At 64.2% G+C, this 12,096-nt stretch carries 12 protein-coding genes; 7 read left to right on the top strand and 5 right to left on the bottom strand.

Annotated features, from left to right (window positions below):
* Position 1: 1 nt before the first annotated feature.
* On the bottom strand, positions 2-436 hold the full coding sequence (locus KRZ98_RS00545) for a CoA-binding protein (RefSeq protein WP_217671715.1): 435 nt from the start codon (positions 434-436) through the stop codon (positions 2-4).
* A 170-nt stretch (positions 437-606) separates the two neighbouring features.
* Positions 607-1,572, bottom strand: a complete 966-nt coding sequence (locus tag KRZ98_RS00540) for an Mrp/NBP35 family ATP-binding protein (protein WP_217671714.1) — start codon at positions 1,570-1,572, stop codon at positions 607-609.
* A 73-nt stretch (positions 1,573-1,645) separates the two neighbouring features.
* Between KRZ98_RS00540 and hflK the strand changes: the two genes are divergently transcribed.
* From hflK to KRZ98_RS00505, 7 genes are all read left to right on the top strand, one after another.
* The gene (gene hflK, locus KRZ98_RS00535; RefSeq protein ID WP_217671712.1) at positions 1,646-2,776 is read left to right on the top strand and encodes an FtsH protease activity modulator HflK; all 1,131 of its coding nucleotides are present in this window, start codon (positions 1,646-1,648) and stop codon (positions 2,774-2,776) included.
* The gene (gene hflC, locus KRZ98_RS00530) at positions 2,776-3,624 is read left to right on the top strand and encodes a protease modulator HflC (protein ID WP_217671710.1); all 849 of its coding nucleotides are present in this window, start codon (positions 2,776-2,778) and stop codon (positions 3,622-3,624) included. The genes hflK and hflC overlap by 1 nt, the downstream gene beginning before the upstream one ends.
* Positions 3,625-3,757: 133 nt before the next feature.
* Positions 3,758-5,266, top strand: a complete 1,509-nt coding sequence (locus KRZ98_RS00525) for a Do family serine endopeptidase (protein ID WP_217671709.1) — start codon at positions 3,758-3,760, stop codon at positions 5,264-5,266.
* A gap of 162 nt (positions 5,267-5,428) precedes the next feature.
* Complete coding sequence (locus KRZ98_RS00520) at positions 5,429-7,060, top strand: helicase HerA-like domain-containing protein (protein WP_217671708.1); 1,632 nt, start codon at positions 5,429-5,431, stop codon at positions 7,058-7,060.
* A 214-nt stretch (positions 7,061-7,274) separates the two neighbouring features.
* The gene (locus KRZ98_RS00515) at positions 7,275-8,579 is read left to right on the top strand and encodes an MFS transporter (RefSeq protein WP_217671706.1); all 1,305 of its coding nucleotides are present in this window, start codon (positions 7,275-7,277) and stop codon (positions 8,577-8,579) included.
* Entirely contained in the window at positions 8,576-9,493 is a 918-nt protein-coding gene (gene cysK, locus KRZ98_RS00510; protein ID WP_217671704.1) for a cysteine synthase A, read from the top strand. The genes KRZ98_RS00515 and cysK overlap by 4 nt, the downstream gene beginning before the upstream one ends.
* 10 nt (positions 9,494-9,503) lie before the next feature.
* Positions 9,504-10,832 carry a cell wall hydrolase gene (locus tag KRZ98_RS00505; protein WP_254797991.1) on the top strand — a complete coding sequence of 443 codons (1,329 nt, stop codon included), beginning with the start codon at positions 9,504-9,506 and terminating at the stop codon, positions 10,830-10,832.
* Positions 10,833-10,841: 9 nt separating this feature from the next.
* On the opposite strand, the gene KRZ98_RS00500 is transcribed toward KRZ98_RS00505, so the two are convergent.
* The 3 genes from KRZ98_RS00500 to KRZ98_RS00490 all read right to left on the bottom strand — a co-directional run bounded on the left by KRZ98_RS00500 (position 10,842) and on the right by KRZ98_RS00490 (position 11,717).
* The gene (locus KRZ98_RS00500; RefSeq protein ID WP_217671702.1) at positions 10,842-11,051 is read right to left on the bottom strand and encodes a hypothetical protein; all 210 of its coding nucleotides are present in this window, start codon (positions 11,049-11,051) and stop codon (positions 10,842-10,844) included.
* Positions 11,052-11,118: 67 nt separating this feature from the next.
* Complete coding sequence (locus KRZ98_RS00495; protein ID WP_217671700.1) at positions 11,119-11,259, bottom strand: hypothetical protein; 141 nt, start codon at positions 11,257-11,259, stop codon at positions 11,119-11,121.
* 119 nt (positions 11,260-11,378) lie between these two features.
* Positions 11,379-11,717, bottom strand: coding sequence for a DUF6481 family protein (locus KRZ98_RS00490; protein WP_217671699.1), 339 nt, complete (start codon positions 11,715-11,717; stop codon positions 11,379-11,381).
* Between the last annotated feature and the right edge of the window lie 379 nt (positions 11,718-12,096).

The raw sequence follows: 12,096 nt of genomic DNA, 5'->3' as shown, positions 1-12,096 counted from the left end.
GTTATTCCGCCGCGATGGGCGCGAGGCCGAGGCGGGGGATTTCGATTGCCGGGCAATGGTCCATCACGACCTTGAGGCCTGCGGCTTCGGCGCGGGCGGCGGCGGCTTCATTGATGACGCCCAGCTGCATCCAGACCGCTTTGGCCCCGGCAGCGATGGCTTCGTCCACGACTTCGCCAGCAGCCGCGCTGTTGCGGAAGATGTCGACCATGTCGATGGGGACACCGATGTCGGACAGGCGGCCCCAGACAAATTCGCCATGGACATGCTCGCCCGCTATCTGCGGATTGACCGGCAGGACGCGATAGCCATGGTCCTGAAGCACTTGCATGACATGGTTGCTGGCACGATCGGGCCGGTCGGATATGCCGACCAGGGCGATGGTGCGGGTTTCGTTGAGCAGGGTGGCGATGTCCTGCGGAGCGGTCAGCGGCATGGGTTTCTCCTTTGCGGCTAGGACGAAGCAGGCGGCAGCGGCGTTCCCGGCGATAGGGAAATTATCGCTTAACTTCGCATATTTCCCGGTAAATGCGACATTATGTTGCCCGCCGCTGATCCTATCGGGATGTCGGCACCATCATAGCGGCTTGCGCCGCTATAGGACAGTCAAACCGTGCGACCGAGCCAGTCGGCGACCTTTTGCGCGATGGCGCGGAAGGCGTCGGCATGGATGCCTTCGCCAGCGGCAGGAGGATCGCCAGCGTCCGACTGGCGGCGGATGTCGATAGCGAGCGGAACGCGGCCCAGGAAGGGCATCGCCATCTCGCCCGCTGCCGTTTCCGCCCCGCCAGTCCCGAACGGGTCGGAAATTTCGCCACAATGAGGGCAGGCATAGCCGGCCATATTTTCAACGAGGCCAATCATCGGCACGCCGACCTGCGTAAACAGGCTGACGGCGCGGGTCGCGTCGATCAGGGCCAGATCCTGCGGGGTGGAGACGATCACCGCGCCCGCCGGCTTATGTTTCTGCACCATGGTCAGCTGAATGTCGCCGGTGCCCGGCGGCATGTCCACGACCAGCAATTCGGTTTCGCCCCAGTCGGCGTCGATCAGTTGCGACAGGGCATTGCCGACCATCGGCCCGCGCCACGCCAGCGCCTTGCCGGGTTCGACCAGATGCGCCATCGACAGCATCGGAATACCCGCAACGCCGGTGACGGGGATCAGCTTCTTCTCGCGCGCCTGGGGTTTCTGGTCCTCGCTGCCCATCAGCCGGGCTTGCGAGGGACCGTAAATGTCGGCGTCGACGAGACCGACCTTGTGGCCAAGGCGGTGGAGCGCGACCGCCAGATTGGCCGAGAGGGTGGATTTGCCCACCCCGCCCTTGCCCGACGCGACAGCAATGATCCGCAGCGGGCGGCGTTCAGCCGTCTGGGCGATGCGGACGTCGGTGACGCCCGGCACGGTCAGCCCGCCGTCGCGGATCGCGGCGAGGATCGCGTCGCGCTGGTCGGGGCCAAGCCCGCCGACGTCGAGCGCGAGGGTCATGATGCCGTCCCTGACGCGCGGAACGCTGGCGCGGCCATTGGTCAGGGCGGTCAGGCGGGCGGCAAAATCGGCGATATCGGTCATGGCGACGCCCTGTAGGAAATAATCGCAGCCATTGGCACTGTTTTTCGTGGATAAGCCTTCCTATAGAAGAGCGATGAGAAGAATTTTCGGGTGGATGCCCGGCATCATGAGCATGGCTCAAGGGCCTTGGGGCGGAAAAAGCGACGGGCCGGATGGCAATGACGGGAAAGGTCAGGGCGGCGATGGCGGCCCGCGCAACCCATGGACCCAGCCCAGTCGGCCCACCGGCCAGAAAGGCCCGTCGGCGATCGACGAACTGCTGCGGCGGGGACGCGAGAGCTTTGGCCAGGGCGGCGGCGGTGGCGGCGGCTTTGGCGGCCTGCCCCCGCGCGCCAATGGCAAGGCGCTGTGGCCCGCCGCGGTCGCGCTGCTGGTCATATTGTGGCTGGTGATGACCAGTTTTCATCGGGTCGGCCCGCAGGAACGCGGCGTTGTGACTTTCCTTGGCAAATATAGCCGCACCCTGTCGCCGGGTATCAGCCTGACCATGCCCGCCCCGTTCGAGACTGTTTCGACGGTGGACGTGGAGGAAATCCGTACCATCGACGTCGGATCGACCAATGCGGAGAGCGAAAATCTGGTGCTGACCGGCGACCAGAATATCATCGACCTCGCCTATTCGGTGCGCTGGAATATTCGCAATCCGGAGTTGTATCTGTTCCAACTGTCGGACCCGGACGCCGCCGTGCGTGAAGTCGCCGAAAGCGCGATGCGGTCCGTGCTGGCCAGCGTCAGCCTGGACGATGCGCTGGGCGCAGGCCGCACCGCGATCGAGCAGCAGGTCGAGCAGCGGATGCAGGAGATATTGGACGGTTATCGGTCGGGCATCCGCATCCAGGGTGTCGCGATCAAGCAGGCCGATCCGCCAAGCGCGGTCAATGATGCGTTCAAGGCCGTGTCCGCCGCGCAGCAGACGGCGCAAACCTATCTGAACGAAGCGCGCGCCGCCGCCCAGCAGGTGACGGCCAAGGCGCAGGGCGAGGCCGCGTCTTTCGACAAGGTTTACGAACAATATCGCCTGTCGCCCGACGTGACCCGCCGCCGCATGTATTATGAAACCATGGAGGGCGTGTTGTCGAACGTCGACAAGACCATCGTCGAAGGCGGCAATGTGACGCCCTATCTGCCGCTTCCCGAAATCAAGCGGCGCGCGCAAGCGACCGCCGCCGCCCCCGGCGGGACCACCGTTACGGGAGGCCAGTGATGCCAGCCATATTGCGCCAACCCATCGCGCTAGCGCTGATCGCGCTATTCCTGCTGATCGTGGTCGGCAGCACGGTAACGATCGTGCCGGAGACCCGGCAGGGCGTGATCGTGCGCTTCGGCGATCCCAAGGACATTATCAACCGCTATCAGCCAAATGAGACGTTCGGGAACACCGGTGCTGGCATCATTTGGCGCTGGCCGTTCATCGACCAGATCGTGTGGATCGACAAGCGGGTGCTGTCGGTCGAGATGGAGCGGCAGCAGGTGCTGTCCACCGACCAGCTGCGTTTGCAGGTCGATGCCTTCGCCCGTTACCGCATCGTCGATCCGCTGCGCATGTATATTGCCGCGGGCAATGAGGAACGGGTGTCGGACGCGCTGCGGCCGATCCTGGGGTCGGCGCTGCGCAACGAACTGGGCAAGCGGCCTTTTGCCGCGCTGCTCAGCCCGGAGCGGGGCCAGGTGATGCAGAATATCGAGGCCGGGCTGGACCGCGTGGCGCGCCAATATGGGGCGGAGATTGTCGATGTGCGGATCAAGCGCGCCGACCTGCCCGACGGCACGCCGCTGGAAAGCGCCTTCACCCGGATGCGGACGGCGCGTGAGCAGGAAGCGCTGACGATTCGCGCGCAGGGTGCCAAGCAGGCCCAGATCATCCGCGCCGAAGCGGACGCCAACGCCGCGCGCATCTATGCCGAAAGTTTCGGGAAGGACCCGTCCTTCTACGACTTCTATCGGGCGATGCAGAGCTATCGCTATACCTTCTCGCCTGATCGGACCGGGCAGACCAACATCATCCTGTCGCCCAACAACGAGTTTCTGCAACAGTTTCAGGGACGCAAATAAGGGTTCACCGATGCTGCGGATCATTTCGGAACCAGCATCATTCAATGAGGGTTAAGGCAAGGCGGCGCATGTCCGGCTCTCCATCGAGAGTCCCGCCTTCCATTTCCTGAAGATCATGAGAGGACCGTCACGAGTGCGTTACGCTTATGCCATTACCGGCGCCCTGTTGCTGGGCGGCACCGCCATAGCCATCACGTCCCCCAATGTCGGCGCGCAGACCGCGCAAAATGAAGGATTGCAGGCCGCCGCCCCGGCGGGCGCGCCCGCAAGCTTGGCCGACATGGTCGAAAAGCTGCAACCGGCGGTCGTCAATATCTCCACCAAGCAGCGGGTGGCGGTTCCACAAAACCCCTTTGCCGGCACCCCCTTTGGCGACCTGTTCGGCCAGGGCCAGGCTCCGGGCGGACGGCCGCAGACGCGGCAGGCCCAGTCGCTGGGATCAGGCTTCCTGATTTCGGCTGACGGCTATATCGTCACCAACAACCATGTCGTGTCGGCAGGCGCGGAAGGCGCCAGCGTCGATTCGATCACGGTGACGCTGACCAACAAGGAAGAATATAGCGCCAAGCTGGTGGGCCGCGATCCCGCGACCGACCTGGCGGTGTTGAAGATCGACGCGAAAAAGCCCCTGCCCTTCGTCAAGTTCGGCGACAGCAGCAAGGCGCGCGTGGGGGACTGGGTCGTCGCGATCGGCAATCCCTTCGCTTTGTCCGGCACGGTGACGGCGGGGATCATCTCCGCCCTGCATCGCGGCACCGGCGGCACCTATGACAAGTTCATCCAGACCGATGCGTCGATCAACCAGGGCAACTCCGGTGGCCCGATGTTCGACATGCGCGGCAATGTGATCGGCATCAACAGCCAGATTTTGTCACCGTCGGGCGGCAATGTCGGCATCGGCTTTGCCATTCCGTCCGAACAGGCCGCGCCGATCGTCGCGACCCTGCGCCAGGGCCAGAGCGTCAAGCGCGGCTATCTGGGCGTACAGATCAGCCCGCTGGGCGAGGATCTGGCCGATTCGCTGGGTCTGGCGAAGAATCGCGGCGAATTTGTCCAAGGCGTCGAGCCGGGCAAGGGCGCGGACAAGGCCGGGATCAAGGCGGGCGATGTGATCGTCGCGGTCAATGGTCAGGAAGTGAACCCCGACCAGAATCTCTCCTCCATCGTCGCCAGTCAGCCGATCGGCAGCAAGGTGCCGATCGTCCTGCTGCGCAACGGTCAGCGCCAGACGGTCACCGCAATTGTGGGCGAGCGTCCGTCAGAGGATGAGCTGACCAACTTCGCCCCGCAGCAGGATGAGGATTTCAGCCAGCAGGACCAGAATCCGGGTCAGGCGGCGCAGCAGTCGCTGGGCATTTCGGCGATCCCGCTGACGCCCAGCATCATCCGCCAGTTGGGCGTGGCCGCCGATACGCGCGGCGTGGTGATCACTGCCGTCGATGGATCGACCGATGCCGGGGCCAAGGGGCTGCGGCGTGGCGATGTCATCATCAGCGCCAACAATCGCCCGGTCACGAGCCAGGCGGAGCTGGACGCGCAGGTCAAGGCGGTGGCGGCGCAGAACCGCAACGCCATCCTGCTCCAGGTGCTGCGTCGTGGTCAGCAGCCGATTTTCCTGCCGGTGCGTTTGCGCGATAAATAAGCGCGGCGCTTGCCGGACCATGCTTCCGCTCTGTAGGGTGGATGCAGCCATATCAGACCCGTTCGGGCTGAGCCTGTCGAAGCCTTGTCTTTCTTCTCAAGAAGAACGGCTCTTCGACAGGCTCAGGGCGAACGGGTGTTTTTTTGTCAGGGGATTAGGCGGATGAGCGACGGCATTTTCATTGGTCTGGGCGCGCCGGACAAGGATGGCGGGGTCCGTCAGTTGCTCAACCTGCGCCGGGCCAACCGCCATGGGCTGATCGCGGGGGCGACCGGCACGGGCAAGACGGTGACGTTGCAGGGCATTGCCGAGAGTTTTTCCGCGCTGGGCGTGCCGGTGTTCCTGTCCGACGTAAAGGGCGACCTGTCGGGCATCGCCATGGCCGGTTCCCCGACCGCCAAAAATGCCGACAAGCTGGTCGCGCGGGCGGCAGAGATCGGCCTGACCGACTATAGCTATGCCGATAATCCGGCGATCTTCTGGGATCTGTATGGGGAACAGGGTCACCCCATTCGCACGACCGTCAGCGAGATGGGGCCGCTGCTGCTGGCGCGTCTGATGGGCCTCAACGAAACGCAGGAAGGCGTGCTGACCATCGCCTTCAAATATGCCGATGAGGAAGGGCTGCTGCTGCTGGACCTTGGCGATTTGCAGGCGATGCTGGCCTATTGCGCGGAGAATGCCGATACGCTGTCGGCGCGCTACGGCAATGTCACCAAGGCAAGCGTCGGCGCGATCCAGCGGCAGTTACTGCAGCTCGATTCGCAGGGTGGCGCGCATTTCTTTGGCGAACCCGCGCTCGACATCCATGATTTCCTGAAAGTTGACGATCAGGGTCGCGGCTATATCAATGTGCTGGCCGCCGACAGGCTGATGCAGAGCCCCAAGCTCTATGCGACCTTCCTGCTTTGGCTTTTGTCCGAATTGTTCGAGACGCTGCCCGAAGTGGGTGATCCCGACAAGCCGGTGCTGATCTTCTTCTTCGACGAGGCGCATCTGCTGTTCGACGAGGCGCCCAAGGCGCTGACCGACAAGATCGAGCAGGTCGTGCGGCTGATCCGGTCGAAGGGGGTGGGCGTCTATTTCGTGACCCAGAACCCGATAGACATACCAGAGGAAGTCGCCGGGCAATTGGGCAACCGGGTGCAGCACGCGCTGCGTGCCTTCACCCCGCGCGACCAGCGCGCGATCAAGGCGGCGGCGGAGACGTTCCGCATCAATCCCGACCTGGATGTCGAGACGGCGATCACGCAATTGAAGGTCGGCGAGGCGCTGGTGTCACTGTTGCAGGAGGATGGATCGCCCGGCGTCGTCCAGCGCACGCTGATCGCGCCGCCGCGATCGCGGCTTGGCCCCGTAAGCCTCAAGGAGCGGGCGATCATCCAGTCGATTTCGCCGGTGGCGGGCAAATATGACGAGGCGATCGACCGGGAATCGGCCGAGGAAATTCTCGCCGCGCGCGGCAATGCCGCAGCGGCGGCCGCGGAGGCGAAAAAGGCGCAGGACGAAGCCGAGCGGACCGCAGCCATACAGGCCAAGGCCGAAGCCAAGCAGCGCGAACAGCAGATCAAGGAACAGGCACGGGCCGATGCCGCCGCTGCGCGCGAGGCCGCAAAGCCATCGGCGATCGACAAGGCGATCCAGTCCGCCACCCGCGCCGCCGGTTCCTCGGTCGGGCGACAGGTCGCCAACGAACTGGGCCGCGCGGTGTTCGGCGGATCAAGCCGCAAATCGTCGGGCGGCGGGATTGCGGGGAAGCTGGTGCGCGGGATTTTGGGCAGTTTGTTCAAGTAAGTTCATTTACATGGCCTGCCAGCCCCCCGTTCGGGCTGAGCCTGTCGAAGCCTTGTCCTTCTTCTCAAGAAGAACGGCCCTTCGACAGGCTCAGGGCGAACGGAAGATGGAGGGTGACGGCAAAAGCCATGGCATGGCGGGACGAAGAAAAGCTGCGTCCTTTGTCCAGCGCCATGGTTGCCTGTTTGCGGGGACAGCGGCTAAAGCCTTTGGCATGACAGCCCCCTCCCCGCATCGCCATCCGCTGCATTTCGGCGATTTCCGGGCCTATCTGATCGGGCGGATGACGGCGGTGCTGGCGCAGTACAGCATGATGATCGTGCTGGGCTGGCAGGCCTATAATATCGCGCGCGAGACCATGACGACGGCAGGCGCGTCGGCGCAGCTGGGGCTGATCGGGCTGGCGCAATTTTTGCCGCTGTTTTTCCTGACGCCGCTGACCGGATGGGTCGCGGATCATTATGACCGGCGGATCATCACCCGGCTGACGCTGACATTGCTGACCGCAGCGGCGGCGGTGCTGGCTTTTGCGACCTTCGAGGGCTGGGTCGGGTTGCCGCTGATATTCGGCATCGCCGTCATTGTCGGCATCGCCCGTGCCTTCAACGGCCCGGCCTATGGCGCGCTCGCCCCCAATCTGGTGCCGCGCGAGGTGCTGCCCAATGCCATCGCCATATCTGGCGTGGTGTGGCAGGCCGGGTCGATCGTCGGCCCGGCGCTGGGCGGCTATGCCTATGCGGCGACACCCTGGGGCGCTTATGCGCTGGCAGCTATCCTTTATGGCGTGGCATTGTGCGCGATGATGCTGATCGGCCCGGTGCCGCAGCCTGTGCGCGACATCAGCCGCCATCCGATACGCCAGATGATCGACGGGCTGACCTATGTGCGGACCAACCGGCTGGTGCTGGCGACGATCACGCTGGACCTGTTCGCGGTGCTGCTGGCGGGGGCGACCGCGCTGCTGCCGGTCTATGCCCGCGACATATTGCATGTGGGGTCGGCGGGGCTGGGCCATCTGGCTGCCGCGCCGGGGATCGGCGCGGGGCTGATGGCGCTGTGGTTTTCGTTCCGGCCACTGAGGAATGAAGTCGGCATCAAAATGCTGGGCGCGGTCATCCTGTTCGGCATCGCCACGATCGCCTTTGGCTGCACCGCTTTCCTGCCGCGCAGCATCGCGATGGAATTTGGCATCGGCGCGCTGGTCGTGCTGGGCGCGGCGGACATGATTTCGGTGTTCGTGCGCCAGTCGCTGGTCCAGCTCCATACCCCCGACGCGATGCGCGGGCGGGTGTCGAGCCTGTCTCAACTGACCATTTCCGCCTCCAACGAGTTGGGCGAGGCGGAAAGCGGCTTTCTGGCCGCGCTGGTCGGACCGGTTGCCGCTGTTATTGGCGGCGGCATCGGTGCTATCGTCATCACCATGTTCTGGGCGCGGCTCTTTCCCGAATTGCGCCTTGCACGCACCTTCGACCCACCCGACATAAGGGCGGCGGACCTCAGCCAGGAGAAAGCCCCATGAAAGCTGCCACGATACTCGAAACCATCGGCAACACCCCCCATGTCCGGGTGAATCGGCTGTTTGGTGATGCGCAAGTGTGGATCAAGTCGGAACGCTCCAATCCGGGCGGGTCGATCAAGGACCGGATCGCGCTGGCCATGATAGAGGCAGCCGAAGCGTCGGGCGACCTGCAACCGGGCGGCACCATCATCGAGCCGACATCGGGCAATACCGGCGTGGGCTTGGCCATGGTCGCGGCGGTCAAGGGTTACAGACTGGTGCTGGTCATGCCTGAAAGCATGTCGATCGAGCGGCGACGGCTGATGCTGGCCTATGGCGCAAGTTTCGACCTGACCCCGCGCGAAAAGGGGATGAAAGGCGCGATCGAGCGCGCGCTGGAGCTGGTGGCGCAGACGCCCAACAGCTGGATGCCGCAGCAGTTCGAGAACCCCGCCAATATAGCGGTCCATGCACGCACCACGGCGCAGGAAATATTGGCCGATTTCGCTGATGCGCCGATCGACGTGCTGATCACCGGCGTCGGCACTGGCGGACACATCACCGGCACGGCACAAGTGCTGAAAAAGGCCTGGCCGGGGATCAAGGTCTATGCCGTCGAGCCGACCCTGTCGCATGTCATTAGCGGCGGCCAGCCCGGCCCGCACCCGATCCAGGGGATTGGCGCGGGCTTCATTCCGGCCAACCTGCACACCCAGTTGCTCGACGGGGTGATCCAGGTCGATCCGGCCGATGCGAAGGAGTATGCGCGGCGCTCGGCCAGCGAGGAGGGAATTCTGGTCGGCATTTCTTCGGGGGCGACGCTGGCGGCGATTGCGCAGAAGCTTAAAGAGCTGCCCGCAGGCAGCCGGGTGCTGGGCTTCAACTATGATACGGGCGAGCGCTATCTGTCGGTGCCCGATTTCCTGCCGGAATGATCATTACATTATGACGACTATATCGGTTTCCAACGAGCCGCATCCCTGGATGTGGCTCGTCTGGCTGGCGCTGTTCGTCGGCCTGCCCGCTGCTGTGGCGGGTTGGGAAGCGCGTGCGCCGCGCGAGGGGACGACGGCGCGTTTTGCCGCGGCATCCTCCCGTGCGATCCGGCCGCCCAGCCCGCCCCCGGCCGTCGAACCGGTTGCCGTCTATGCGCTGCCTGCCGATCGCGCGCGGGCGCTCAATGCCACCATCCCCTTTTCCCGGCTGTCCAATCCGGCGGCGCGACCCTTCCGGTTTGAAGGGTCTGCCACCGATCTGGCCCGCGCTATGGATTGCCTGGCCGCCGCGCAAATCTATGAAGCGGGCGATGATGCCGTCGGCCAGCGAGCCGTCGCGCAGGTCGTCCTCAATCGGGTGCGCCATCCCGCCTTCCCCAAGACAGTGTGCGGTGTCGTCTTTCAAGGGCAGGAACGCGCCACCGGTTGCCAGTTCACCTTCAGCTGCGACGGCGCATTGGCCCGCACGCCCTCCCCTGCGGTCTGGGATCGCGCGCGGGCCATTGCGCGCGGCGCGCTGGCGGGCGACGTGTTCAAGCCGGTGGGCTATGCGACCCATTATCATACCGACTGGGTCGTCCCCTATTGGAGCGGCAGCCTGGACAAGCTGGCGCGCGTCGGCACGCATCTCTTCTTCCGCTGGCGCGGCTGGTGGGGAACGCCGCCTGCCTTTCGCGCTTATGGCACTAGCGGTGGCGAACCGCTGATCGAGCGGATTGCGCGCCTGTCTGCTGCGCACAGCATTGCGGGCCTGCCGCTACCCGGTGCCATCACGCCGATGGCCGACAGCGCCGACGCGATCGCCGCGCAAGCGCGGCAGGCGATCGGCCTTGACCAGATCGGCAAGAGCGTGGGCGGCGTAAGGCTGATCGCTTTGGCTGACATCCGTAGTTTCCTGGTCGAATTACCACGCGGCAGCAGACCTGACAGCTGGCCCGAAAGCGCCCGCACCTTTTGCGCGGGGCGGCCGCAATGCCGGATTATGGGGTGGACGGCAGACGATGCGCCGAAGGAATTGCCGTTGACGCTGGCCAATCTGGCCGCGATGCGGTTTTCCTACATTCACGACACACAGAATGGGTTGCAGCGGGCCTTGTGGAATTGCGACCAGAGTCCGCGCGCGAACAAAAATGAGTGTATGCGTCGGCGGGTGCCGGTCGCCATGCCTGTGCCGCCATCGCCAACCGGACTGGCCGGGGTGCGGCGCATGGATCGTTTTGAAACGGTAAAGATTGCGCCAGTGCCGGGAACGTCGCCAGGCGACGTCCGCCAACCCTGAAACCGCTGATTATTTCGTCGCGAACTGGCCGGCTTCAGCCTGGAACATGTCGCGCGCGAAGGCGCGGACGGCGGTCGCGGTCTTGAATTTCTCGTCCTGGAGCAGCGACGAGGTCAGTGGATAACCCTGCGAATTATAGCGGGTTTCCCGCACGGTCAGGCGGAAATGGCCTTCTTCATCCTTGCTGATCAGGAAGGGACGGATTGCTGCGCGGCTCATAGGGCCTCCTTTTGAATGACAGAAAAAAGGGGAGCGCCAACGGGCGCTCCCCCGACATGATCGATATTCAGCCCACCATATCCGCAACGATCTGCTTGAGCTGGTTAGCGGACAGGGTGCCGCCCGGCGTCAGGCCGGGATGATAAGGGCGCTTCCTGTCGAACAGCGAGAGCGTGGGACGTGGGCTTTTAGGTGAATGGTTATGCAAAATTATTCCTCGCGGCCAATGCCGCGTAACAAGTGATTTGGGCCCATGGCGGCACCATGCCAGCCATGCGACCATGAGTGTGTCAGCCGCGCTCGGGCGCGACCTGGGGCGCTGTGCTATCAGCGCCCGCCTTTACGGGCCTTGCGGGCCTGATAGCGCGCGTCGCGCGCAGCCTTGCGTTCTTCGTCGGTCAGTTCCGGCTTGATTGCAGCAGCGGCGGCTTCCGCCTCCAGACGAGCGCGTTCCGCCTTGGCAGCGCGTTCTTCTTCGCGGGCGAGCTTGGCCAGCCGACGCTTTTCCTGTTCGGCTGCTGCCTTGGCTTCCGCCGCGGCGGCGCGTTCGGCCGCCAGCACCGGATCAACCGGGGGCTTGGCCCGCAGCTTGGCAAGCGCCTTGTCACGCGCCTGTGTGGCGAGCGCCCTGCGTTCCTGAAAATCGGGTTCCTTATATTTCAGCATTCGTTCTAATCTGTCCTGCATTGCGCATGATATGAGAGGGATGCGCGACTATTCGCACATCCCGGCTTTGTGAGGCGCGATGGGGGACAAGAGGAGAAGCCTTCAGGCAGTCCGATATCCGTCAAAAGGCGACGTAAGCAAATTCCATATAGCAGCTGTTGCAGCAAAAGGGAAGGCGCGGGCAAAAACGGGGCTGTGACTCTGGCGCAGCGGCAGCGCTTACCCCCTTCACAAAGGGCTATGCCTGTCCTATATGCGCCCTCTGAAATCCGGTTCAGGCAGCTTTGCGGCAAGGCAGGAACCGTCTCCCGAATCGTCCGGGGTACAGGGTCGCATTGCGCACGATCACTGGCAGTATGGGGCGAATTTGGCGGGTTAC

Origin of the sequence: Sphingobium sp. AS12 (assembly GCF_019097845.1) — a bacterium.
Taxonomy (GTDB): domain Bacteria; phylum Pseudomonadota; class Alphaproteobacteria; order Sphingomonadales; family Sphingomonadaceae; genus Sphingobium.
This window is presented reverse-complemented; position numbering and strand designations above follow the sequence as displayed.

Bases quoted from the DNA above. Each gene is read 5' to 3' on its own strand.
- KRZ98_RS00545 (WP_217671715.1), bottom strand. From the start codon at position 436: ATGCCGCTGACCGCTCCGCAGGACATCGCCACCCTGCTCAACGAAACC.
- KRZ98_RS00540 (WP_217671714.1), bottom strand. From the start codon at position 1,572: ATGACCGATATCGCCGATTTTGCCGCCCGCCTGACCGCCCTGACCAAT.
- hflK (WP_217671712.1), top strand. From the start codon at position 1,646: ATGAGAAGAATTTTCGGGTGGATGCCCGGCATCATGAGCATGGCTCAA.
- hflC (WP_217671710.1), top strand. From the start codon at position 2,776: ATGCCAGCCATATTGCGCCAACCCATCGCGCTAGCGCTGATCGCGCTA.
- KRZ98_RS00520 (WP_217671708.1), top strand. From the start codon at position 5,429: ATGAGCGACGGCATTTTCATTGGTCTGGGCGCGCCGGACAAGGATGGC.
- KRZ98_RS00515 (WP_217671706.1), top strand. From the start codon at position 7,275: ATGACAGCCCCCTCCCCGCATCGCCATCCGCTGCATTTCGGCGATTTC.
- cysK (WP_217671704.1), top strand. From the start codon at position 8,576: ATGAAAGCTGCCACGATACTCGAAACCATCGGCAACACCCCCCATGTC.
- KRZ98_RS00505 (WP_254797991.1), top strand. From the start codon at position 9,504: ATGACGACTATATCGGTTTCCAACGAGCCGCATCCCTGGATGTGGCTC.
- KRZ98_RS00500 (WP_217671702.1), bottom strand. From the start codon at position 11,051: ATGAGCCGCGCAGCAATCCGTCCCTTCCTGATCAGCAAGGATGAAGAA.
- KRZ98_RS00490 (WP_217671699.1), bottom strand. From the start codon at position 11,717: ATGCTGAAATATAAGGAACCCGATTTTCAGGAACGCAGGGCGCTCGCC.